Here is a 21,318-nt window from a genome sequence, read left to right on the forward strand (position 1 = left end):
AATGACGGAGACACAGGCGAAGTCGGGGAACACGGGGACCTCGGCCAACCCGGTCGACGAGGAGGCCGCCAAGGGCGGCACACCAGCGACCGGCCGCGCGGCCGTGGGCCGGGCAACGGTCCCCGCCGACGCGCCTGCCCCGAAATTCACCCGGGCTCCCGGCATGACACCACCGCCGGACCAGCCCGGCGAGGACGGTGGGTCGGGCGACAAGACCGAGACGGCCGGCGTCGAGGCGCCGGCGTCCGCCGACGCGCCTCCGGCGCCGGCGGCGACCCCGGCCCGTCCCACGACCACCCAGCCGATCAGTGTCCGGGCCGGCCAGGCGGCGTCGAGCGGGACCACCGGCACCCAGCCCCGGATCACGCCCGGCATGACACAGCCGCAGCCGGACTCGGGGCGTACCACCGGTGCCAGCCGCCCGGCCAGCGGCGGTGGCCTGCCACCGGGGATCGGCAACGCGTCCGCTGTCGGGGCGGCCCGGGTCGGTGAGGCGGTACGCGCCGCGCGTACCTCGGTCACCTCGGCCGCGTCCCGCGGACCGCGCCGGGCCCGGCTGAACCTGAAGCGGATCGACCCCTGGTCCGTGATGAAGTTCGCGTTCGCCGTCTCGGTGGTGCTCTTCATCGTCGTGGTGGTCGCCACCTCGGTGCTCTACCTGGCGCTGGACGCGATGGGTGTGTTCCAGAGCGTCAACGACAGCCTGAGCGACCTGGTGAACGCCGGCGGGGGGCAGAGCACCAGCGGCTTCCAGATCACCGCCAAGGGCGTGATCCTCAGCTCGGCGCTGATCGGCCTGGTCAACGTGGTGCTGTTCACCGCGCTGGCCACGCTGGGGGCGTTCGTCTACAACGTCTGCGCCGACCTGGTCGGCGGGGTCGAGTTGACCCTCGCAGAGCGGGACTGAGCGACCGGGACGCCGGGGCACCGCGGAATGCGGTCGCTCCGGCGTCCCGTACTCAGGTAGGTTTTGCAGGCGGCGACGACCCGGCTCGCGGGCGCGGACCCCGATTTGGGGCCGGCACGGCGGATGGGTTAATCTTGCTCGTCGCAACGCGGGGCTATAGCTCAGTCGGTTAGAGCGCAGAGCTGATAACTCTGAGGTCGATGGTTCGATTCCATCTAGCCCCACCGCACGTCGTCCGACGGTAGTCGAGCGCGAGGGGTCGCCCCATGTTCAAGAAGCTGCTGATTCTGGCCGGCGTCGTCGGCGTGGCCGCCGTCGTGTTCAACAAGGTGAAGGCCGCCAACGACGAGCGCGCCCTGTGGCACGAGGCGACCACCTCACCCGACCTGCGCTGACGTCGGCCCGGCGGCGAGCGATCGGCAACCGCCGCAGCCGCCCACGGGGCCCTAGCTCAACTGGCAGAGCACTGCCTTTGCAAGGCAGGGGTTAGGGGTTCGAGTCCCCTGGGCTCCACCAGCACTTCCTTTGGTTGACCTCCCGAGTGCAGCCAAGCGGTCACGCCGTCCCCTCCTCGCTTAGCAGGCGATCGATGGCCGAGGCAGCTTGACGAGCCCGCGCCGGCAGGACCCCGACCATGCGCCGCAGTCTTTGGCACCTATCCGGGGGGGGCAGGGCCTATGGTGTCGCGGTGGACGATCACACCACCCAGACCTCCGGGCACTCGGATCAGCATGAGATGTTCAGATTCCTGCCCTTCCCCTTTAGCGGGGACCGGTTCCCAGACAATCTGGGGGCAGTCGTGCAGCGCACCGTGTTGGAGGGCAGAGAGCCAGCCCGCGAGGTGATCCACACCGACGCCAACTCATGGATGGTCGGCGACGGCGTCAACGACCCGAACCAGCCTGACGCAGTAGTCGCGACATGCATCAGGCATGTCATCGAACTGAACTCATCGGTGGCCCAACTCGCCAGCCTCCCGCTCGGCCAGTCCGCTTTCCGGAAGAACCCCGGCGAGCCGTGGGTGATCGAGCCTCACTCCTGGTCGGAGGAGTGAGTTACAAACCTCGCCAGTTGCCGTGCCATCCACGTGCCAGTAGTCGGTACCCCGGACGGTCGCCAGGGGCACGAACAGTCGCGCGCTTCCTGCCTTGACCTCGTCGCCCGGCCGGTCATGCCCGTATCCGCTTGAGCCGCAACGGCACCCCGGCTACCCTGCTCGGGCTATTGATCCACAGTTAGGAGCTGAGATGCGCCTCGCCATGGTCACGGTCCCCGCTTCGCCGCGAGAGCACACCGGACACTGATCGTTCGCCGCCGGAGAGATCTAGCCGGCGGTGCGGTGCTCCTCGCCGCGGAGCGGTCCTACGACCGTTTCCCTTTCTTGGCTTGAGGAGCTCTTTTGCGTGCCCTTGTATCCGCGCGTCTGGGCGCGGATTTCACCAAACTGTGGACCGCTTCGGCGGTGTCCAACATCGGCGACGGTGTCACCATGGCTGCCGGCCCTCTGTTGGTCGCCTCCGTCAGTGACAATCCGGCCCTCATCGCCGGAGCCGCCTTCGCCCAGCAGCTGCCCTGGCTGCTGTTCGCTCTGATCAGCGGCGCCTACGTCGACCGCCTCGACCGGCGCCAGCTGGTCGTAGCCGTCAACCTGGTACGTGCCGCCGCCCTAGCCGGGTTGGCGGCCACCATCGCGACCGAAACCGTCACCGTGCCCATCATCTACACGGTGCTCTTTCTGCTCGGTACCGGAGAAACCCTCGCGGACACCGCCATGGGTGCCTTACTTCCGTCGGTGGTCGCACCCGAGAAGCTGCCCAGCGCCAATGCCCGGCTCTACGCGAGCTTCACCATCGGAAACCAGTTCGTCGCCAAACCGCTGGGCGCGTGGTTGTTCGTCATCTCCGCCGCCGTACCGTTCGGGCTCGACGCGTTCACGTTCGCCGTGGCCGCAGCTCTGATAGCGGGTATCCGATCGGTTCCCGCACCCGAGCAACCCCAGCCGCGGGTCTCGTTGCACGGCGAGATCGCAGCTGGTGTGCGGTGGTTGTGGCGGCACCGGCTGCTGCGGACCCTCGCCATCACCATGGGCCTAGGCAACATCGCGTTCGGTGCCGCGTTCGCGGTGTTCGTCCTCTACTGCCGGCAGCGACTGGACCTGTCCGACGTCGGCTACGGCTTCCTACTGACCGCTTTCGCGGTCGGCGGCCTGTTCGGTACGACAGTCGCCGCCAAACTCACCCGAGCCTTCGGGAACACGACGGTGCTACGTGCCGGCCTAGTCATCGAGGGCGTCACGCACGTGACCCTGGCGACCACGACGACACCCTGGGTGGCCGCAGTCATCCTGGTCGTATTCAGCATCCACGCAATGGTCTGGGGCATCACCGTCGCCTCCGTCCGGCAGCGGACGGTGCCCGCACATCTGCGCGGTCGGGTCGGCAGCGTATACGCACTGCTCGACCTCGGCGGAGCCGCGCTGGGCTCTCTCCTCGGCGGTCTGTTCGCCAGCGTCTGGGAGATCACCATACCGTTCTGGATCGCCGCCGTGGTGATGACAGCGGTCACCACCCTCGCCTGGCACCGATTGCGCGAAGCAACGGCCTAACAACCCCACCCGGCCCCGAGCAGCGTTACCCCGGTGTTCGGGGCCGGGTGCTCAGGCAAAGAAAGCACCGGCACGGCATCCGGATCTACGGCTGTTCACGCACCTCTGACGGGCCGTCCAGTCCGCCCGTCGGCCGGCTCAGTAGTAGCTCAGCGCGAATTGCGGGCCGCGAGCCACCCGTCCCGGTACGGGGCCAGGAACCCGATCAGGGCGGCGAGCATCGCGTCCGGAGCCTGCTCGGCGACCCAGTGTGCGCAGTCGGGCAGGACCACGGTTTGCACGTCGTCCGCGACGAGGTCCATCCACTTGCCGACCTGTTCGCCGAAGCTTTCCGCTCCGCCGATCGCCAGGATGGGCATCGTCAGCCGCCGGGTCTTGCGCTGCTCGTTCTGCGCCTGGCTCACCGGGAAAGCGCGGTAGAGCTCGAAGCTGGCGCGCAGCGCCTCCGGGTCGGCCGCGAGGAGGTCGACGTAGTACTTGATGGCGTCGGTGGACAGGTTTTTCTTTCCGGCCGCGGCCGAAAACTTCGCGCCGAAGAAGATGTCCTCCCGCCCGCTGACGAGCTTCTCGTTGACCTCTGGAAGTGCGTTGAACGGGATGTGCCACAGGCGTTCGTTGAGCGGCGCGGGAAGGAACAGCGGCGGCGTGGGAGACACGCCCGGAAGAGGGGCTTCCCCGAGGGCCAGGCGGTCGACCCGGTCGGGGTGATCAGCGGCCAGGGCGTAGCCGATGAGCAGTCCGGTGTCGCAGCCGACCATGGCGAACCGCTGGTGGCCGAGCGCGTCCATCAACGCCACAAGGTCGTTTGCGACGGTTGCGGTGTCGTAGCCGTCCCGGGGCTTGTCGGACAGCCCCATACCACGCTGATCGACCGCGATCACCTCGAAGTTCTCGGCCAGCGCCGGCATCATCAGCCGCCATGCGTACCAGGTCTGGGGCCAGCCGTGTACCAGCAGCAGCGGCGGCCCGTCGCCTCCGATGACCGCGTGCAGACGCAGTGCCCCGGCATCGACGTACCGGCTGGTGAACGTGTCCGTGAACCCGTCCGGCAGGTTCGGAGCCTGCGAGACGGAGCCGGGGCCCTCCGCGGGGCGCAGGCCGGTGGACGATGCGCTCATGTAGGGATCTCCTCTCACCGCAGATCACGGCACAGGAGTGCCACTTCCGTCACGCCCTCTTGGGTGACGCTGCCACAACGCCGACGGCCACGGACGTGGTTGTCGTTGACCTTCCTCTGTTCGGCTGACAGCCGGCGGGTCTGCGACGCAAAGAACCTTGCACGGCAGGGGTTAGGGGTTCGAGTCCCCTGGGCTCCACCAGCACTTTCCTCGGTTGATCCCGCTGTCGAGTCAGCTCCCTCGGACGCAGAACTCGTTGCCGTCGGGATCTGCCAGCATGACGGCGCCGTCCTCAGCGACCTCGAGCCGAGTCGCCCCGAGCGAGACCAACCGCTCGACCTCCGCTTGCTGATCGCCACCGGCCGGGGCGAGGTCGAAGCGCTGCCGGTTCCTCCCCTTTTTCGGGGCCACGGGTGGGCCTCCCCACGCGACCTTCGTGCCGCCGTGCGGTGACTGGATCGCGGTCTCCTGGTCCTGGTCCCACACCAGCGGCCAGCCCAGCGCCTCGCTCCAGAAGAGACCGACCTCCCGGTTGCCGTCGCAGGCGAGTTCCCCGAGCAGGCCACACCCGGCGAGGAAGCCGTTGCCCGCCTCGATCACGCAGAACTCGTTGCCCTCGGGGTCGGCCAGGACGATGTGCCCCTCCTCGGGGCGCTGCCCGACGTCGAGGTGGCCGCCACCGAGCTTCAGCGCCGTATCCACCGTGTGCTGCTGGTCGTCGTCGCGGGCGCTGGTCAGGTGAAGGTGGATGCGGTTCGGCCCCACCTTCCTCGCGGGGCTCGGGACGAACTGGAGGCTGACCTGGGTCTCATCGCCAGGCAGGAGCGCGCCACCCGCGTTCTCGACGACCTCCCGGCCGAGCATGCCGGCCCAGAACTGCGCCAGGCGAGCCGGCTCGTGCGCATCGAAGGTCACCGTCAGCATTCGCGAGAGCATCACTGCACCGTAGACACGGGCCACCAGGACAACAACGCAGTTTCGGTCTCCCGAGCGTCATCGAGGCCGAGGGGGCTTCGCATGGTCGAAGGCGGTCGGGGTAGGAGGAACGGCAACAACCCCCCGGAAGTGAGGTGTCAGACCAATGCCGACCGCACGCGAGATCATGACGAACGACGTGAGCTGCGTCCGCGAGCAGGACGACCTGAAGTCGGCCGCGAAGCGGATGGCCGAGCTGGGGGTCGGCTCGCTGCCGATCTGCGGTGACGACAACCGGCTCAAGGGCATGCTGACCGACCGCGACATCGTGGTGAAGGTGCTGGCGGAGGGTCGTGACCCGGCCAACGTGACCGCCGGTGAGCTGGCCCAGGGTGAGGCGGTGACCATCGGCGCGGACGACGACGCTGCCGAGATCCTGCGGACGATGGGCCAGCACAAGGTACGCCGACTGCCGGTGATCGACGGGCATCAGCTCGTCGGCATCGTGGCGGTGGCCGATGTGGCCCGGTCCCTGCCGGAGCGGCCCGTGGGTGACCTCATCGAGGCCATCTCCGAGCGAAGCTGACCGTCGCTTGTCACCGATCGCCCCGACCGGCCAACCGGTGGGGGCGATCGCTGTGTCGCCGAAGCCGCCGGGCGGTCAGGACGGCGGGGTGAGGGGGACGGTCTCGCCGCGGGCGATGGTGCGTACCTGCTTCGCCCAGCCTCGACGTCGGGCCTCGTCGACGAAGTGCGCCAGCGGGGAGCGGAACACCCCGTAGTCGTCGTAGTGGATCGGCACGGTCAGCTTCGGCCGGACCAGCTCCACCAGGTCGGCGCCCTGCTGGGCGTCCATGGTGAGCAGAATTCCGGCGACCTTCGTGCCGCCGAGGTGGATGAGCATCGCGTCGATGTCCGGGTACCGCTCGGGGATGGCCGTGAGCAGCGGCCGGTTCAGCGTGTCGCCGGTGACGTAGAGCCGGAAGTCGCGCCGCCCGGCGCGCTCCACGTCGATCATCGTGCCCATCACGTCGGGCATGAGCAGGTCCAGGGCACCCGGGCCGTGCTTGCCGGGCATCGAGGTCAGTCGCAGGGTCGTACCGTCGCGGTGCAGCTCCCGCGACGACCAGGTCGGCAGGCCCTCGGCGGCCTGGAATCCCCAGCGACGCAGCTTGCGTCCCGCCGCCGGCGTGGTGACGATGGGCAGCTCGCGGGCCAGGTCGCGGCGTGCCACCCGGTCGAAGTGGTCGCCGTGCAGGTGGGAGAGGACCACCGCGTCCAGCTCCGGGAGCTGGGCGATCCGCAGTGCCGGGTCCGTGCGCCGGCGCGACCACATGCCCTTGCCCAGGTACGCCCGCTGGCCCCGGTGCAGGAAGTTCGGATCGGTCAGCAGGGTGAACCCGCCGATCCGCAGCACGGTCGTCGCGGTGCCGATGAACGTCACCTGCGGCTGCTCGGTCACCATGCCCACCTCCTTCCGTGCTCCGGTACCCCCGCGAGCGGCGTGCATGTGTGGGTTGGAGGTCAGCCCTCGGACCCGCCAGCTCCACCGCCGCCGGGGCGGGTCTGCGGCAGGTGCTCCACCAGTTTGGTGAGCGCGCCATTGGCGAAGGTGGCGCCGAGCGCGGACCCGGCCCCGATGGTCCAGCCGACCGGCCCGAGCGGGGTACAGCCGAAGAACTGGCTCACTCCCGGCGTCTGCACCACCACGACCAGCACCCCCAGTGACGCTGCCGTGGACGCCAGCACCGCCGGGCTGGTGCCGCCGGCCAGGATCGTCTGGCCGAGCTGGGTGCCGACCAGGGACACCAGCGCGACGGTGCCGGCCCGCTGACGGCGACCGGTGTACCGGGCCAACGTCCAGCCGGCCGTGGCGCCCAGCGTGGTGGCCGCCGCGCGGAGCCCGATCTCCCTGGTGAGCGTCTCCCCGAGCGACGCGTCCGGGCCCTCCCGGAGCAGGCCGTCGGTGCGGTCCGACGCGGGTGGCCGGATCGCGATGGCGAGGGCCGGTGCCAGGTCGGTGAGGAGGTTGACCAGCAGCAGCTGCCGTCCGGTGAGCGCGGAGCGGCCGGTCGCCGCGGCGGTGAGCACGCTGAACGCGATCTCGCCGAGGTTGCCACCGACCAGGATGCTGAGCGCGTGCCGCACCGACGACCACATCGCCCGGCCCTCGACCAGGGTGGCGATGATGGTCTCCAGTCGGTCGTCGGTGACCACCAGGTCGGCGGCGGCCCGCGCCGCCGGGGTGCCCCGCTGGCCGAGGGCGATCCCGACGTCGGCCAGCCGGATCGCCGGGGCGTCGTTGGCGCCGTCGCCGGTCATCGCCACGGTCCGCCCGCACTTCTGCAACGCCTGGATGATCCGCACCTTGTGCGCCGGGGTGCAGCGGGCCACCACGTCGGTGTTGGCCAACCGCTCGGCGAGCGCCTCGTCGTCCAACTGGTCGAGCTCGCCGGCGGTGACCACCCGCTGCTCGTCGTGCTCGCTGATGGTGGCGGCGATCGCCTCGGCGGTGGCCGGATGATCCCCTGTGATCATGATGGTGTGTACGCCGGCCTGCCGGATCCGCCGCACCGCCGGGGCGGCGCTCTCCCGGACCCCGTCCGCGAGGGCGAGGAAGCCCACGAAGGTCAGGTTCCGGACGTCGCCGTCGGTCACCTTCGGGTCGTCCACCTCGCACTCGGCGACGGCCAGGATCCGGTGCCCGGCGCCGGCCCGGTCGGCCAGAACCCTCTGCAGCTCCGCCCGGCCGGCGTCGTCCAGCGGCTCCTGACGGCCGTCCGTGCGCCGGGCCGCGCAGCGCGGCAGCACCGTCTCCGGGGCGCCCTTGATGCTTAACAGCAGGCGGCCCTCGGTCTCCCCGACGCTCGCGTGGTAACCGCGCGACGGTTCGAACGGCAGCCCGCCGGCAGCCCGCCAGCCGGCGGCACCGGTCTGCTCCACCACCCCGGCCACCGTGGCACCCCGCCGGACCGCACGGTCGGTCTGGAGCGCCAACTCCTCCGGGTCGGCGGCGGCGGGGGTGGCCCGCAGCGCCGTGGCCAGCGTCAACCGGAGCCGGTCGTCCAGCCGGTCCAGCGCGGCGTACCGGTCTCCGACACCGTCGCCGACCCCGGCGAGCAGCAACTGGCCCTCGGTGAGGGTGCCGGTCTTGTCGAAGCAGAGCACGTCGACCCGACCCAACGCCTCGATGGTGCGCGGGTTGCGGACCAGCGCGCCGTGCTCGGCCAGCCGCCGGGCGGCGGCCAGCTGCGCCGCGCTGACCAGGAATGGCAGCCCCTCCGGCACCGACGCCACGGCGAGGTTCGCGGCGGTCGCCGCCGTCTCGGTCAGGGGTACGCCCCGGAGCAGGCCGGCGCCCGCCACCGCCACCGCCGAACCGGCGGCCAACGGGATGGCGGCGCTGGTCAACGAGCCCAGGCGGGCCTCCACTCCACTGGTCGGTGGCGCCTGCCGGACCAGCGCCAGGCTGCGTCCGGCCTCGGTGTCGGCGCCGGTGGCCACCACCACGGCGGTGCCGTGCCCTGCGGCGACGGTGGTGCCCTCGTACAGCATCGAGTGCCGGTCGGCGACGGCGGCGGCGACCACCGGTCGGTCGGTCTTGGCGACCGGCAGCGACTCACCGGTCAGCGATGACTCGTCCGCCTCCAGCGCCACCGACTCGAGGACCCGACAGTCCGCGGGCACCGAGTCACCCGGCTCGAGGGCGATGACGTCCCCGAGGACGAGGTCCTCGGCGGCGACCACCCGCTCGTCGCCGTCGCGGCGGACCCGGGCGGTCACCGCCGACCGGGACAGCAGCTCCGCCAGCGACCGTTCGGTGTTGCGCTCGTGCACCGCCCCGATCAGGGCCGACCCGCCGACCACGCCGCCGACCAGCGCGGCGTCGACCAGCGAGCCGAACGAGGCGGAGAGCACCGCCCCGGCGGCCAGCACCGGGGTGAGCGGGTTGGACAGCTCGTCCACGAAGGCACGCAGGAGGCCACCGCTGCCCGGCGCGTCGCCGCCGCTCGGGCCCTTCCCGTCCTGTCGGCGCCGCACCTCGGCGCTGTCCAGCCCGTCCGGCCCGGTGCCCAGCCGGTCGCACACGCTGCGGACCGGCATCAGGTGCCAGGCGGTCGCGACCGGCGCCGGGGTGTCCGACCGGTCCGGCAGCCGCCGTGCCCGCCAGACGCCGTGTGCGAACGCCAACCCGGCCGCGCCGTTCACCGCGACCAGCGACCGTTGGGGCAGCTGAGTCGGTGCGGCGGTGAACGCGCCCAGCGCCCCGAGACCGGTGCCGGCCATGGACAGCCGGATGTTCTGCTCGGTCATGCGCCGGGCCACCCCGGTCGCCTCGACCAGTAGCGCCACCACCCGTAGGTCCGCGCCCACCAGGAGGTGCGCCCCCCACGGCGGCAGATCCTCCGTAGCTGACATCCCGAGACCGCAGTCGGACGCGCCGAGCGCCGTCCGGTCCCCGGAGGCCAGCATCACCACCGCCCCGTCGCGCTGCAACGCGCGTACCGACTCGGCCAGCTGGTCCCCGCCGGGCAGCATCGCGTCGGCGAAGCCGTACCGCTGCTCGTCGCCGCCGGCCACGACCAGCCGCAGGCCCGCCTGTCGGGCTACGGCCGGCAGGCCGTCGACACCCGGCGCGGGCTCCGGGTCGACCCGCAGCAGCGCGGCGAGCCGTTCGCCGTGCGCCAGACCGAGCAACTGGCCGCCGGCCGACCGCAACCGGTCGCCGTCCGGGATGTCATCCGGGTCGCCCGCGGACAGTTTGTCCAGGGGACCGAGCTGCCAGCCGTCCGCCGCCCGTGAGCCGGCCGGATCCGCCGGGTCGAACAGCGCGAACGCCCGCTCCGCCACCTGCTCGACGTCCACTCCCCGAGCGGGTGCCAGGTCAGCCAGCACGCCCCGGTCCGAGCCGAGCACCGCGGCGTCCAGCACCAGCGTGTCGATCCGGTCCAGCTCCCGCAGCACACTGCGGTCCATTGCGATCACCCCGCGCCGGGCCAGAATCTGGCCGAGCTGGGCGGCGTACCCCTCGCGCCCGCTGCCCGGGGCCTTGGGCAGTGCGGACAGGCCCAGCGCGGCGGCACGCTTGGGCCCGGCGAACGGTGTCGCCGCCGCCGCGGCCGCCGCCCCGGCGGCGAGCATGCGGTTGACGAACCGCTCGACGGGGCCGTCCGGCTTCGGCCGGGGGCGATCGGTCGCCGGCCAGGGTGCGACGGCCCGCTCGGGATCGCCGGTCAGCCGCGGCTCGGCCCGCTCCCACGCGGAGAGCTGGGCCCGCGCCTCGCCCCACTGCACGATCCGTTGGGCGCCGTCCACGACGATCCCCGCCCAGCCACCGGTCAGGCCCTGCACCACCGCTTCGACGAACGGAAAGAGGACGTCGGCGCGCGGATCGGAGCGCAACCCCCGGCCGGCGAGCGCGTGCAGCTTCGGTTGCAGGTCGACCGCGGCGAGCAGCCCCGCCACCTCGCCGGGCACCGGCGTGAACGGCAGGATCCGGGTGGCCGCCGAGATGGTCAGGCCCAACGCGTCCGAGGCGAGCGCGCCGAGGGTCCGCGGGGTGCGGGGCCCCTCCTCCGGCGGGTGCGGCGGCGGGATCTCCGGGTCCGGCTCGTGGTCACAGGTCTTCTCGCACCGGGCGATCGTGGCGATCAGGTCGCGCAGCTTCGGCTCGGGTGCCTGCACGGCCACGACCACCCGACCGGACGGCGCGTTCACCCGCGCCCAGGCCACCCCGGGCAGCCGCTCCAGCGCACGCTCCACCTGCCGGGCCAGCCGGTCACCGCCGTCCTGGCAGACGCCGTGCACCTCGATGTGGTGCCGGCCGGGCCGGGACCAGACCCGACGCCCGGTGAGGCCGACCGTCCGGGCCAGCCCGGTCGCGGCCGACCCCACGGTCCGGGACGCCGCACCGACCAGGTTGGGCACGCCGAAGGTAGGCAGGACGCGGCCGACGACGCGGCCCGCCGCCGTCATCGAGGCGTACGGCCGGAAGGACGCCGGCACGACTCCCCGCTGCCGCTGGTCCTGCACTCGCCCATCGCCGCCCTCCCACCGCCTCGCGTCCGGCGGCCTGGCTTCCCTGCCTGCCGCCCGTTATGCCCCGCGAGCAGCGGAACTTTCCGCAGTCCGGGGTGCATGGACAGGGGTGGGTGGTGGAATCCGGCGAACGTCAACGGACACGGGGAGGCCGGAATGAGCACGCTGACGCGACACCTCAACGGCTCGCGCGAAACCGTCCAGATGTACAGCCGGCGGGTGGAGGTGCCGATGCTGGGTGAGGTCGCGGTGCCACCGCCGGACAAACTCGCCTACTACGCGGGGCTCGGGGTGCTCGCCGCGCTCCAGGTCATCGAGTGGCCGATGGCCCTGGTGATCACCGCCGGTCACCTGCTGGCGGACCAGCATTTTTCGGGACTGGTACGAGGAGTCGGGGACGCGTTGGAGAGCGCCTGACGAGAGCCGGGTCACCACCCGGTTGACATGAATACGGGTTGAGGTCGCAGGCTCGGGGCATGCCGAGCCCTTCCACCACGTCCGTACCGGCCCCACCGGTCCCACCGGGACTGTTCGCGCCCCGGCTGCGGGCGATGACGGTGGGCAGCGTCGCGCTGATCTCACTGCTCGCGTTCGAGGCATTGGCGGTCGGTACGGCGATGCCGACCGTCGCCCGCAACCTGGACGGGCTGGCGCTGTACGGCATCGCGTTCGGTGGCCCGTTCGCCGCGGGCGTGCTGGCCATGGTGGTCTCCGGAATCTGGTGCGACGCCCGGGGGCCACGGGGGCCGATGTGGCACGGCGTCGCCTGGTTCGTGGTGGGGCTGCTGATCGCCGGGACGGCCCCGGTGATGAGCGCGCTGGTCGTCGGCCGGGTGGTGCAGGGGTTCGGCTCCGGGCTGCTCTCGGTGGCGCTCTACGTGATCGTCGGGCACGCGTACCCGGAGGAGCTGCACCGGCGGATCTTCGCCGCGTTCGCGGCCGCGTGGGTCGTTCCGTCGCTGGTCGGGCCGGCGCTGGCCGGCCTGATCGTGGAGCACCTGGGTTGGCGCTGGGTCTTCCTGGCGGTGCCGGCGGTGGCCGTGCCGGCCGTGCTGCTGATCCATCCCGGCCTGCGGTCGCTGGACCGGAGTGTGCCGACCCGGCCGCCGGCGGGTGCGGCGGCCCGGATCGGCTGGGCGTGCGGGGCGGGGGTGAGCGCCGCACTGCTGCACATCGGGGGACAGCAGCGTGGCGGGGCCGCCGTGGTCGTGGTCGCGCTCGCGGTGGCCGGCCTGCTGGTCTGCGCCCCGCGTCTGCTGCCGGCCGGGTTTCTCCGGGCGGCCCGGGGGCTGCCCACCGTGATCGGGCTGCGGGGTCTGGCCTCGGCGGCGTTCGTCGGCGCCGAGGTGGTCCTCCCGCTGATGCTGTCCCGGGAGCGGGGTCTGTCGCCGACCGCCGCCGGGCTGGTCCTCACGGTCGGCGCGCTGGCCTGGTCGGTGGGTTCCTGGGTGCAGGGCCGGATCCCGCTGCCGGCGTCCTGGGCCAGCCTGCCCCGGGCCGGGTTGAGCTGCATCACGGTCGGCATCGCCACAGTGGCGTTGGCCGTCCGGCCCGAGCTGCCGGTGGCCGTCGCCGTGCTGGGCTGGGCGGTGGCCGGTCTCGGCATGGGGCTGCTCTACCCGTCGTTGTCGGTGCTCACGCTGGAGCTGTCCGCCCCCGGGGAGCAGGGCCGCAACAGTTCGTCGCTGCAACTGGGTGACTCGCTCTTCGCGGCGACCGTGCTGGCGCTCACCGGCGCGGTGCTGGCAGCCGGGAGCGCCCCGGGCCCGGCCAGCTACACGGCGACCTTGGCGGTGGCCGCCGGACTGGCGCTGCTCGGTGCGCTGCTGGCGGGCCGGGTGGTGGTTGGCGGGAGCGCGCGGCCGGGCGGGTGATCCGTGCATTCGGCGCGTCCAACGCCGCTGGGCCGGGAGGATGGCGGACGATGACCTTCCTGACCGTCCTGCCACTGGCCGTGGTGATGGTCGCCGGGACCCAGTTGGTCGTGGCGGTCTTCCTCGCCTCGTCGGACCGTCCCCGGGCCGCGTCGCTGGGCTTCCTCGCCGGCGCCGGGCTGGTGATCACCGTCGGCGTGACGGTGGCGTGGCTGCTCGTCCGGCTGGTGGGCGGCGTGGCCACCGACGCCAGCGACGTTGCCGGCCGGGTCGATAGCGGTCCCGTCATCGACCTGGTGGTGCTCGCCCTGCTGGTCAGCCTGGCCGTGGTGGTCTGGCTGCGTCGGAACCGGGCCGGGCGGCCGAGATGGCTGAGAAGCATCGGGCACGCCGATCCGCGCTGGGCGCTGCGCCTGGGCGCGCTGCTCTTCGTGGTGACGCCCACCGACGACCTGATCATGGCGGCGGTCGGGGCGAGCGTGGCCCGGCATGGCCTGCCGTGGTGGCACCTGCTGCCGTTCGTGCTGCTCACGGTGACGCTGCTGGCCCTGCCGCTGCTGGCGTTGCTGCTGCTCGGGCATCGCGCGGCGCGGGTGCTGACCCGGATGCGCGAGTGGGCCGAGGGGCACGCCTGGGTGGTCAATGAGGTGTTGATCGCGTTCTTCGCGGTGTTGACGGTGCTGGACCTGATCCGCACCGGGTGAGCCACCGCACATCCGGTCACGGGTCGTTCCGAGGCGTCGTCAACAGCGGTGGTCGTGCGGCGGACAGGAGGACGGGATGAAGGTTCTGGTCACCGGGGCGAGCGGTCGCCTGGGCTCCAAGGTGCTGGCCCGGCTGCACGCGGACGGGGTCAGCGTGCGGGCCACCAGCCGACGGCCGCGCGGAGGCGGCGACGTGGAGTGGGTGGTGACCGACCTGGTCACCGGGAGAGGATTGACCGAGGCGGTGGCCGGGATGGACGCGGTGCTGCACCTGGCGTCCGCACCACAGGGCCGGCGGACCTACCAGGTGGACGTGCTGGGCACACGCCGGCTGGTGGTGGCCGCTGGCGCGGCCGGCGTCCAGCACCTGGTGTACGTCTCGATCGTCGGTGTGGACCGGGTGCCGATCCCGTACTACCGGCACAAGCTCGCCGCCGAGCAGGTGATCGCGGCCGGCCCCGTGCCGTGGTCGGTGCTGCGGGCGACCCAGTTCCCGCAGCTCCTGGACGAGATTCTGACCACCAGCGCACGGTTGGGGCCGGTGATCGGGGACCGGGCGGTGCTCGCCCAACCGGTCGACCCCGGCGAGGTGGCAGCCCGGCTGGCGGCCCGGCTGGTCGCCGGCCCGCTGGGCGGCATCGAGGAGTACGGAGGGCCGCAGGTGCTCCGCTTCGACGAAGCGGTCCGCGCCTGGCGACAGGCCCGAGGGTCGCGCCGGCCCCTGCTGCCGGTGCGGATCCCGGGCCGGATCGGTCGTGAACTGCGTGCTGGCGGCCTGGTCACCGAGGCGCTGCCCCGGGGCGTTCGCACCTGGGCCGACCACCTCGCTGACACGTACGGGGGAACCCGGCGGAGATGAGACGTACAACGGTTCACGTTCGTCTTACGGTGACGCCATGTTCACTGTCGTCGTCACCGTGATCCTGTACGTCTTCGGCTTCGTCTTCCTCTATGGCGTGATCCGGCTGGGTGTCCGGCACGCGCTGGAGGACCTGGAGCTGTACCGGGCCAAGGCCCAGCGGGCCGAGGAGTTGGCCGCTTCCCGCGACCGCACCTTCCTGCGCGAGAACGCCTTCCTCGCCGGAAGTTGAGCCACCGGTCGGTGGAGCCCGGACGGGTGGTGCTGCGGGGCGGCTCGGGAGTCGCCGGGCGGTTCGGCGTGGCGGATGCGAGGATCGCACCCGTGATGGGAACGCTGAAGACCGAACCGGCCCGCGTCCGCCTCGACCTGCTCGCCCCGCCGGTGGCGGAGGCGATCGCCCAGTGGCCTGCCGGCGCGCCGGTGGACGTCGACGAGCTGCTGGTCGCGCCGATCGACGCCGACCTCGCCGACACCGCCGCGTTCTGCGCGGCGTACGAGGTGGGGCTGGACGTGTCGGCCAACTGCGTCGTGGTGGCCGGCAAGCGCGAGGGTGTGGTCCGCTACGCGGCCTGCATCGTTCTGGCCACCACCCGGGCCGACGTGAACGGCGTGGTCCGCCGGGCGCTGGACGTGCGCAAGGCGAGCTTCGCCCCGATGGCCGACGCGGTCGAGCTGACCGGAATGGAGTACGGCGGCATCACCCCGATCGGGCTGCCGGCGCAGTGGCCGATCCTGGTCGACGCGCGGGTGATCGCCACGCCACACGTCATCATCGGATCGGGCGTACGGCACAGCAAGATCGCCCTGCCCGGGCCGGCGCTGGGCGCCCTGCCCGGCGCGCAGGTGGTGGAGGGCCTGGCCCGGCCGGCCTGACCAGGCACCGGCATCGATACCGTTGCACGTGAAACATCACGTCGGTCGATGCCGGGTGCGGCCCGACTCAGTGCGAGTGCGCCCCGGACTCGCGCTGCTCGACCTCGGCCAGGGCGGCGAGCAGCGTCTGCGCCTCCTGAGCGCCGGTGACCGCGTACTTCCCGGCCAGCACGAAGGTCGGCACGCTGGTCACACCCAGCTCCCGGGCGGCGGCCAGCTCGGCGGCGATGTCGGCGGTCCGCTCGTCGGAGTCGAGGAACCGACGCACGTCGGCGGCGTCCAGGCCGATGCCGCCGGCCAGCGTGGCCAGGGCCTCCCGGGAGCCCACGTCGACACCCTGGGTGAAGTGCGCCTGGTACAGCGCCTCCACCATGTCGGCCGCCCGGCCGTGGTCGGTGGCGTACGAGACCAGCCGGTGCGCGTCGAAGGTGTTGGCGATCACCGCCCGGTCGAAGTCGAGCCGGAGCCCGTCACCCGCGGCGACCTGGGTCACGTGGGCGAACATCTGCCGGGCCCGCTCCGGGCCGCCGAACTTGGCGGCCATCGCCTCCACCAGCGGTCGGGGCTCGGCCACCGGCGACGGATCGAGCTGGAACGGCCGGTAGCGGACGGTCACGTCGCCGTCGTAGCTGGCGAGTGCCTCTTCCAGCCGGCGCTTGCCGATGTAGCACCACGGGCACACGACATCCGCGTAGATCTCGATCTCCATGATTGGTGCCAACCCCCCGGTCAGCCGATCTGTTCCCGGACCTGGCGCTTGAGCCGGCCCAGGATCGCGGTGCCGCCGCGAACCCGCAGCGGGCTGATCGCCTGCGCCAGGCCCATCCGCTGGTAGAGGTCGTCCGGCACGGCCAGCACCTGCTCGGCGCTCGCGCCGGCCAGCCCCTCGGCGAGGATCCCGGCGAACGCCCGGGTCGTCGGGGCCTCCGGTGGGCAGTCGAAGAGGGTCTCCACGACCCCCTCCGGCGTCACCCGGGCGCGCAGGAAGAACGCCGTCTGGCACTCCGGCACCTGCTCCATGCCCTCACGTTCGGCGGCCCCGGCCGGGAGCGGCGGGATGACGTCGGCGTACTCGAGCAGCAACTCCAGCACCAGGTCGCGCGGCGCGGAGGCGAACTCGTCGACGATCTCGGCCAGTCGGGCCGGCATGTCAGCCATGCGTCGAGGCTACCGCTGCGGACAGCGCCCCTTCCTCACACGGTTGGGGACTGCTCGCTGATCTCGCTGAGGGCGCTGGTCGGGTCGAGCTGCATGGCCAGGTCGCCGAGCGAGACGATCCCGACCAGCTTGCGGTCGGTGTCGCAGACCAGCACCCGCCGGATGCCCCGGTCCCGCATCAACGCCGCCGCCTCGCCCGCCGTGCAGTGCTGCTCGATCATGACCACCTCACGGGTGACGATCGAGCCGATGGTGGTGGCCGCCGGTGAGCTGTTCTCCGCCACCGCGCGGACCACGATGTCGCGGTCCGTGAGCATGCCGGCGAGGCTGGCGCCGTCGGTGACCACCACGTCGCCGATGTCCGCCTCCTTCATCACCCTGGCCGCCTCGTCCAGGGTGGTCTCCGCCGGCAGGTACACCACCTGCTTGGTCATCACGTCGCTGACCCGGTAACCGGTCATGAGAGCCTCCGAAGACGTTTCCACCCGATCAGACTGCGGTACCCCGTGACGCCGTCGCTACACCAGGTTCGCACGCTCCCGGCGCACCTCGTCGACCAGCCGTTCCACCAGCCCGTCCAGCGGCAGCTCGGTGCGCCCGTCGCCGGCCCGCTCGCGCAGCTCGACGTACCCGTCGGCGAGCCGGCGACCGACCACGACCGCGCGCGGAATGCCGATCAGCTCCGCGTCGGTGAACTTCACGCCGGCCGAGACGTGCGTCCGGTCGTCGACCAGCACGCGCAGCCCGGCCGCGGAGAGACGCCCGCCGAGCTCCAGCGCCGCGTCGAGTTGCGGCCCCTTGCCCGCCACGACCAGGTGTACGTCGCACGGCGCGACCGCCGTCGGCCAGACGAGCCCCCGGTCGTCGTGGTGCTGCTCGGCGACCGCCGCCACCGCCCGCGACACCCCGATGCCGTAGCAGCCCATGGTCGGCCGGACCGGCTTGCCCGCCGGGCCGAGCACGTCGACCGCGAACGCGTCGGTGAACCGGCGGCCGAGCTGGAAGATGTGCCCGATCTCGATGCCCCGCCGGATGGTCAGCTCCCCACCGTCGCAGGCCGGGCAGGGGTCGCCGGCGCGTACGTCGGCCGCCTCGATCGTGCCGTCGGGCGTGAAGTCCCGCCCGCAGACGACGTCCGTCGCGTGCCGGCCCGGCTCGTTCGCCCCGGTCAACCACGCCGAGCCGGGCACCACCCGCGGATCGACCAGGTAGCGGATGCCCAGCTTGTCGAGCAGTTGCGGCCCGATGTACCCGCGAACCAGCTCCGGATGGTCGGCCCAGTCCTCGAAGACGGCCACCTGGGCCGGGTGCAGCGCGGCACCGACCCGCTTCAGGTCGACCTCCCGGTCACCGGGAACACCGATCACCAGCGGTTCGGCCCGGTCCGCGCCCGGCTGACGGACGGTCAGCACGACGTTCTTCAGGGTGTCGGCGGCCGTCCAGCCGTCCCGGCGACCCAGCCGGTGCGCGTTGGCAAGCTCCACCAGGCTGGCGATCGTCGGGGTCTCGGGGGTGTCGTGCACCTCGACGGCCGGCTGCGCGGCCGGATCCCCGGCGGCGGGCGCCCGGGTGACGACCGCCTCGGTGTTCGCCGCGTATTCGCAGGCCGTGCAGCCGACGTAGCTGTCCTCCCCGACGGGCGTCGCAGCCAGGAACTCCTCCGACGCCGAGCCACCCATGGCCCCGGACATCGCGTGCACCACCGTGTACTCCAGGCCCAGCCGGTCGAAGATCCGCCGGTACGCCGCCCGGTGCCGTCGGTACGCCGCCCGCAGACCCTCCTCGTCCAGGTCGAAGGAGTACGCGTCCTTCATCAGGAACTCCCGGCCGCGCAGCAGACCGGCCCGTGGCCGCGCCTCGTCGCGGAACTTCGTCTGCACCTGGAACAGCGTCACCGGGAAGTCCCGGTACGAGGTGAACAGATCCTTGACCAGCAGCGCCGCCATCTCCTCGTGGGTGGGCGCCAGCAGATGCTCGGCGCCGCGCCGGTCGGCGAGGGTGAAGATGTCGTCGCCGTACTCCGTCCACCGGCCGCTGGTCCGGTACGGCTCCGCCGGCAGCAGTGCCGGGAAGTGCACCTCCTGGTCGCCGATCGCGATCAGCTCGCCGCGCACCACCTCGGTGATCCGGTCCAGCACCAGCTTGCCCAGCGGCAGCCACGTGTAGCCGCCCGGTGCGGCACGACGGATGTAGCCGGCGCGCAGCAGGAGCCGGTGGCTCGGCACCTCCGCGTCGGCCGGGTCCTCGCGCAGGGTCCGCAGCAGCAGGGTCGACATGCGTAGCAGCATTCGCGCAGCCTACGACCGGCGCGGCGGAATGAGCGATTCATTTCGGCCTAAGCTGAGGCGTGCTCGAAGCCGGCAGCCGCAAGCGCAACCAACCGGCACCACCGCACGCGGTCTTCGAGGCGCTGACCGACCCGGACCGTGACCCGACCCGCCCGTGGCTCCTGCTGCTGGACGACGAGCAGCGCCCGCGGACACTCGAGGCCCGGAGGCCCGACCTCGTCGTCTGGTCCTCGGTCTGGCCGAAGCGACCGGACGCGGTCGTGCGGTTCGACCTGCCGTTCGACGGTACCTACGGCACCGATCTGCGCTGGACACTCCTGCTGGCTGAGCCGCTGCCGGACCCGTCGCTGCTCGGTCACCTGCGCAAGCGGCTCAACCTGCTGATCAACGGCAACCTGCGGGACACGTTCGGCCAGTGACGTCCCGGCCGATGATCAACTGGCGTCAGCGTTGACTGGCAGAGATGACGAAGGCTCGCCAGGACTGCCGGTCGAAGGTGAGCACCGGGCCGGCCGGGTCCTTGCTGTCCCGCACGCCGACGATGCCGACGAGGTTGTCGGCCACCTCGACGCACTCACCCTGCCCGCTCCGAGTGGACTTGCGCCAGGCCGCGCCGATCAGCTCCATGACGCCATCACTTCCTTCATGAGCAGGGTCGACTGCCGGTGAGGCAGGGCCTCGCTGCGGACGCTCTCCCACCTCGCCAGCAGGATAGCCACGTCCTCGTCCCTGTCGACCACCACGCCGCCGAGTTGGTTCTCCAGGTGACCGACCCACCCACCGTCACTACCACGAGCCAGGGTGAACGGACCGTTGAGTCCGATGTGGTTGCTGACCTCGATAGGAATGACGTGCACGCTGATGTGCGGGCGATCGGCGCATTCGACAAGGTGGGCGACCTGTTGGCTCATCAGACCGCGAAACCCTTCGTCGGCGCGCCGCAGCACACCTTCCTCGATCACTGCCACGAGCTTCGGGGCCTCCGCGTGCTCCAGGATGGACTGGCGGTCCATCCGGACTGCGAGTCGCTTCTCCACCTCGTCATCGCTCAGCGCGTCGTTCGCCCGAATCACCGCCCGGGCGTAGTTCTCGGTCTGTAGCAGGCCGGGAATGAGCGTGGGCTGGTAGCACCGCAGTTGCTGGGCCTGGCGTTCGGCTTCCAGCCACGGTCGGAGCCAGCTCGGCTGACCGTCCCGCTCGGCCAGCTTGAGCAGCGACATCAGCAGCCCGCCTGTGCCCAGCACCTCGTCCGCCCGTTTGAGGAAGAACCGGTCGAGCGGGCGTTGACCCAGCTCGACGGCGGACACCTGGGAGCCCGAGAAGTGGACGAGCTTCCCGAACTCCTCCTGACTCAGCTCGGCGCTCAGCCGCAGCCTCCGGAGTTGTGCCCGGATCAGCTCCGCGGTCGGTTCACCTTCCACACTTCCTCCACGCTCTTTCTGCGTTGCCCCGGCCGGTCCGGACGATCGCCGGGCACCGACCCGACCTCGCCCCGACCACCGTCGATGCCTTCCGACAGTAGTTCGTCCTTCAGCAGAGTGTCACGCAGGGCCTGAAGGAGGTCGAGATGCGCAAGCGCCTTTCCGGTGAGCTGCCCGTACCCCGGCTCGGTCCGCACGCCGACCGGCCCCGGCCGTACCCGCCTGGCCACCGGCCGCACCTGCCGATCCGTCCGCTGTGGCTGTGCCGGGCCTGCGGGCTGCCCTGGCCCTGCGTCGAGGCGCGGCTGCTGCTCAAAATCGAGTACGACAATCACTACGTCGACCTGGCCATCTACCTCTCCGGGCTCTACCACGAGGCGACGCACGACCTGTTCCGGTTGAATCCGCACGACGGCCCGACGCCGCGCGAGCTGTTCGAGCGGTTCGTCGCCTGGGGGCCGTACCGCCGACCGATCGTCGAGCCGGACGGGTGACGGCGAGCGGACAGCGCGGGTGGCAACCATGGCCGCGCCGGCTCGCGTCAGGGAGGGCAG

23 protein-coding genes and 2 tRNA genes are annotated in these 21,318 nt (G+C 71.9%); 15 read left to right on the forward strand and 10 right to left on the reverse strand.

Translation table 11 applies throughout. The annotated features are described in order from the left end of the window. The first annotated feature begins 1 nt into the window (after position 1). The 6 genes from AB0K07_RS01020 (at position 2) to AB0K07_RS01045 (ending at position 3,512) form a co-directional block, all read left to right on the forward strand. Positions 2 to 907 carry a DUF3566 domain-containing protein gene (locus AB0K07_RS01020; protein ID WP_363749981.1) on the forward strand — a complete coding sequence of 302 codons (906 nt, stop codon included), beginning with the start codon at positions 2 to 4 and terminating at the stop codon, positions 905 to 907. A gap of 150 nt (positions 908 to 1,057) precedes the next feature. Further along, positions 1,058 to 1,131: transfer RNA gene (locus AB0K07_RS01025), tRNA-Ile, on the forward strand. Between the two features lie 42 nt (positions 1,132 to 1,173). Then, positions 1,174 to 1,302 (forward strand): DLW-39 family protein, encoded by a 129-nt coding sequence (locus AB0K07_RS01030; protein ID WP_363749982.1) that lies wholly within the window; start codon positions 1,174 to 1,176, stop codon positions 1,300 to 1,302. A gap of 45 nt (positions 1,303 to 1,347) precedes the next feature. Next, positions 1,348 to 1,423, forward strand: a tRNA-Ala gene (locus AB0K07_RS01035). Positions 1,424 to 1,595: 172 nt separating this feature from the next. Then, positions 1,596 to 1,961, forward strand: a complete 366-nt coding sequence (locus AB0K07_RS01040; RefSeq protein ID WP_363749983.1) for a hypothetical protein — start codon at positions 1,596 to 1,598, stop codon at positions 1,959 to 1,961. A 345-nt stretch (positions 1,962 to 2,306) separates the two neighbouring features. Beyond that, complete coding sequence (locus tag AB0K07_RS01045; protein WP_363749984.1) at positions 2,307 to 3,512, forward strand: MFS transporter; 1,206 nt, start codon at positions 2,307 to 2,309, stop codon at positions 3,510 to 3,512. Positions 3,513 to 3,661: 149 nt separating this feature from the next. Here AB0K07_RS01045 and AB0K07_RS01050 read toward each other — a convergent pair whose 3' ends face one another. Further along, positions 3,662 to 4,630 carry an alpha/beta hydrolase gene (locus AB0K07_RS01050; RefSeq protein ID WP_363749985.1) on the reverse strand — a complete coding sequence of 323 codons (969 nt, stop codon included), beginning with the start codon at positions 4,628 to 4,630 and terminating at the stop codon, positions 3,662 to 3,664. A 231-nt stretch (positions 4,631 to 4,861) separates the two neighbouring features. After that, positions 4,862 to 5,566, reverse strand: a complete 705-nt coding sequence (locus AB0K07_RS01055) for a VOC family protein (RefSeq protein ID WP_363749986.1) — start codon at positions 5,564 to 5,566, stop codon at positions 4,862 to 4,864. A 145-nt stretch (positions 5,567 to 5,711) separates the two neighbouring features. Here AB0K07_RS01055 and AB0K07_RS01060 point away from each other — a divergent pair, with 145 nt between their 5' ends. Further along, positions 5,712 to 6,131 (forward strand): CBS domain-containing protein, encoded by a 420-nt coding sequence (locus tag AB0K07_RS01060; protein ID WP_074315599.1) that lies wholly within the window; start codon positions 5,712 to 5,714, stop codon positions 6,129 to 6,131. A 75-nt stretch (positions 6,132 to 6,206) separates the two neighbouring features. On the opposite strand, the gene AB0K07_RS01065 is transcribed toward AB0K07_RS01060, so the two are convergent. Beyond that, the gene (locus AB0K07_RS01065; protein WP_363749987.1) at positions 6,207 to 7,010 is read right to left on the reverse strand and encodes an MBL fold metallo-hydrolase; all 804 of its coding nucleotides are present in this window, start codon (positions 7,008 to 7,010) and stop codon (positions 6,207 to 6,209) included. A gap of 59 nt (positions 7,011 to 7,069) precedes the next feature. Then, positions 7,070 to 11,521 (reverse strand): cation-translocating P-type ATPase, encoded by a 4,452-nt coding sequence (locus tag AB0K07_RS01070; RefSeq protein ID WP_363751364.1) that lies wholly within the window; start codon positions 11,519 to 11,521, stop codon positions 7,070 to 7,072. A gap of 162 nt (positions 11,522 to 11,683) precedes the next feature. On the opposite strand from AB0K07_RS01070, the gene AB0K07_RS01075 reads away from it, so the two are divergent. The 6 genes from AB0K07_RS01075 to AB0K07_RS01100 all read left to right on the forward strand — a co-directional run bounded on the left by AB0K07_RS01075 (position 11,684) and on the right by AB0K07_RS01100 (position 15,897). Then, positions 11,684 to 12,001 (forward strand): hypothetical protein, encoded by a 318-nt coding sequence (locus AB0K07_RS01075; protein ID WP_363749988.1) that lies wholly within the window; start codon positions 11,684 to 11,686, stop codon positions 11,999 to 12,001. Between the two features lie 59 nt (positions 12,002 to 12,060). After that, entirely contained in the window at positions 12,061 to 13,458 is a 1,398-nt protein-coding gene (locus tag AB0K07_RS01080; protein ID WP_363749990.1) for an MFS transporter, read from the forward strand. 50 nt (positions 13,459 to 13,508) lie between these two features. Continuing rightward, the gene (locus tag AB0K07_RS01085; protein ID WP_363749991.1) at positions 13,509 to 14,162 is read left to right on the forward strand and encodes a GAP family protein; all 654 of its coding nucleotides are present in this window, start codon (positions 13,509 to 13,511) and stop codon (positions 14,160 to 14,162) included. Between the two features lie 76 nt (positions 14,163 to 14,238). Beyond that, complete coding sequence (locus AB0K07_RS01090; RefSeq protein ID WP_363749992.1) at positions 14,239 to 15,021, forward strand: NAD(P)H-binding protein; 783 nt, start codon at positions 14,239 to 14,241, stop codon at positions 15,019 to 15,021. Positions 15,022 to 15,058: 37 nt separating this feature from the next. Next, positions 15,059 to 15,253, forward strand: a complete 195-nt coding sequence (locus AB0K07_RS01095; protein WP_363749994.1) for a hypothetical protein — start codon at positions 15,059 to 15,061, stop codon at positions 15,251 to 15,253. A 95-nt stretch (positions 15,254 to 15,348) separates the two neighbouring features. After that, the gene (locus tag AB0K07_RS01100) at positions 15,349 to 15,897 is read left to right on the forward strand and encodes a YbaK/EbsC family protein (protein WP_363751366.1); all 549 of its coding nucleotides are present in this window, start codon (positions 15,349 to 15,351) and stop codon (positions 15,895 to 15,897) included. A gap of 67 nt (positions 15,898 to 15,964) precedes the next feature. Here AB0K07_RS01100 and AB0K07_RS01105 read toward each other — a convergent pair whose 3' ends face one another. From AB0K07_RS01105 to AB0K07_RS01120, 4 genes are read right to left on the reverse strand one after another with little or no spacing between them, the layout of a single operon-like run. Then, entirely contained in the window at positions 15,965 to 16,606 is a 642-nt protein-coding gene (locus AB0K07_RS01105) for a DsbA family oxidoreductase (protein WP_363749995.1), read from the reverse strand. 20 nt (positions 16,607 to 16,626) lie between these two features. After that, a complete protein-coding gene (locus AB0K07_RS01110; protein WP_363749996.1) occupies positions 16,627 to 17,055 on the reverse strand; it encodes a SufE family protein in 429 nt (142 codons plus the stop codon). Positions 17,056 to 17,090: 35 nt separating this feature from the next. Next, positions 17,091 to 17,516 (reverse strand): CBS domain-containing protein, encoded by a 426-nt coding sequence (locus AB0K07_RS01115; RefSeq protein WP_252416973.1) that lies wholly within the window; start codon positions 17,514 to 17,516, stop codon positions 17,091 to 17,093. Between the two features lie 57 nt (positions 17,517 to 17,573). After that, the gene (locus AB0K07_RS01120; RefSeq protein ID WP_363749998.1) at positions 17,574 to 19,343 is read right to left on the reverse strand and encodes a proline--tRNA ligase; all 1,770 of its coding nucleotides are present in this window, start codon (positions 19,341 to 19,343) and stop codon (positions 17,574 to 17,576) included. A gap of 59 nt (positions 19,344 to 19,402) precedes the next feature. Between AB0K07_RS01120 and AB0K07_RS01125 the strand changes: the two genes are divergently transcribed. After that, positions 19,403 to 19,762: a hypothetical protein gene (locus tag AB0K07_RS01125; protein ID WP_363749999.1), complete on the forward strand. Its 360-nt coding sequence runs from the start codon at positions 19,403 to 19,405 to the stop codon at positions 19,760 to 19,762. Between the two features lie 25 nt (positions 19,763 to 19,787). Here the strand turns inward: AB0K07_RS01125 and AB0K07_RS01130 are convergent, their stop codons facing one another. Further along, positions 19,788 to 19,970, reverse strand: coding sequence for a DUF397 domain-containing protein (locus AB0K07_RS01130; RefSeq protein ID WP_363750000.1), 183 nt, complete (start codon positions 19,968 to 19,970; stop codon positions 19,788 to 19,790). Continuing rightward, positions 19,961 to 20,764, reverse strand: coding sequence for a helix-turn-helix transcriptional regulator (locus AB0K07_RS01135; protein WP_363750001.1), 804 nt, complete (start codon positions 20,762 to 20,764; stop codon positions 19,961 to 19,963). The genes AB0K07_RS01130 and AB0K07_RS01135 overlap by 10 nt, the downstream gene beginning before the upstream one ends. 146 nt (positions 20,765 to 20,910) lie before the next feature. On the opposite strand from AB0K07_RS01135, the gene AB0K07_RS01140 reads away from it, so the two are divergent. After that, entirely contained in the window at positions 20,911 to 21,258 is a 348-nt protein-coding gene (locus tag AB0K07_RS01140; protein ID WP_363750002.1) for a hypothetical protein, read from the forward strand. Positions 21,259 to 21,318: the final 60 nt, after the last annotated feature.

Source organism: Micromonospora sp. NPDC049301, from assembly GCF_040678715.1.
Lineage (GTDB): Bacteria > Actinomycetota > Actinomycetes > Mycobacteriales > Micromonosporaceae > Micromonospora.

What these genes read in the sequence shown, in the direction of transcription:
- AB0K07_RS01020 (WP_363749981.1), top strand. Translation starts at nt 2, where the DNA reads ATGACGGAGACACAGGCGAAGTCGGGGAACACGGGGACCTCGGCCAAC.
- AB0K07_RS01105 (WP_363749995.1), bottom strand. Translation starts at nt 16,606, where the DNA reads ATGGAGATCGAGATCTACGCGGATGTCGTGTGCCCGTGGTGCTACATC.
- AB0K07_RS01095 (WP_363749994.1), top strand. Translation starts at nt 15,059, where the DNA reads ATGTTCACTGTCGTCGTCACCGTGATCCTGTACGTCTTCGGCTTCGTC.
- AB0K07_RS01140 (WP_363750002.1), top strand. Translation starts at nt 20,911, where the DNA reads ATGCGCAAGCGCCTTTCCGGTGAGCTGCCCGTACCCCGGCTCGGTCCG.
- AB0K07_RS01050 (WP_363749985.1), bottom strand. Translation starts at nt 4,630, where the DNA reads ATGAGCGCATCGTCCACCGGCCTGCGCCCCGCGGAGGGCCCCGGCTCC.
- AB0K07_RS01030 (WP_363749982.1), top strand. Translation starts at nt 1,174, where the DNA reads ATGTTCAAGAAGCTGCTGATTCTGGCCGGCGTCGTCGGCGTGGCCGCC.
- AB0K07_RS01060 (WP_074315599.1), top strand. Translation starts at nt 5,712, where the DNA reads ATGCCGACCGCACGCGAGATCATGACGAACGACGTGAGCTGCGTCCGC.
- AB0K07_RS01100 (WP_363751366.1), top strand. Translation starts at nt 15,349, where the DNA reads ATGGGAACGCTGAAGACCGAACCGGCCCGCGTCCGCCTCGACCTGCTC.
- AB0K07_RS01130 (WP_363750000.1), bottom strand. Translation starts at nt 19,970, where the DNA reads ATGGAGCTGATCGGCGCGGCCTGGCGCAAGTCCACTCGGAGCGGGCAG.
- AB0K07_RS01120 (WP_363749998.1), bottom strand. Translation starts at nt 19,343, where the DNA reads ATGCTGCTACGCATGTCGACCCTGCTGCTGCGGACCCTGCGCGAGGAC.
- AB0K07_RS01090 (WP_363749992.1), top strand. Translation starts at nt 14,239, where the DNA reads ATGAAGGTTCTGGTCACCGGGGCGAGCGGTCGCCTGGGCTCCAAGGTG.
- AB0K07_RS01065 (WP_363749987.1), bottom strand. Translation starts at nt 7,010, where the DNA reads ATGGTGACCGAGCAGCCGCAGGTGACGTTCATCGGCACCGCGACGACC.
- AB0K07_RS01115 (WP_252416973.1), bottom strand. Translation starts at nt 17,516, where the DNA reads ATGACCGGTTACCGGGTCAGCGACGTGATGACCAAGCAGGTGGTGTAC.
- AB0K07_RS01080 (WP_363749990.1), top strand. Translation starts at nt 12,061, where the DNA reads ATGCCGAGCCCTTCCACCACGTCCGTACCGGCCCCACCGGTCCCACCG.
- AB0K07_RS01085 (WP_363749991.1), top strand. Translation starts at nt 13,509, where the DNA reads ATGACCTTCCTGACCGTCCTGCCACTGGCCGTGGTGATGGTCGCCGGG.
- AB0K07_RS01110 (WP_363749996.1), bottom strand. Translation starts at nt 17,055, where the DNA reads ATGGCTGACATGCCGGCCCGACTGGCCGAGATCGTCGACGAGTTCGCC.
- AB0K07_RS01075 (WP_363749988.1), top strand. Translation starts at nt 11,684, where the DNA reads ATGGACAGGGGTGGGTGGTGGAATCCGGCGAACGTCAACGGACACGGG.
- AB0K07_RS01055 (WP_363749986.1), bottom strand. Translation starts at nt 5,566, where the DNA reads ATGCTCTCGCGAATGCTGACGGTGACCTTCGATGCGCACGAGCCGGCT.
- AB0K07_RS01070 (WP_363751364.1), bottom strand. Translation starts at nt 11,521, where the DNA reads ATGACGGCGGCGGGCCGCGTCGTCGGCCGCGTCCTGCCTACCTTCGGC.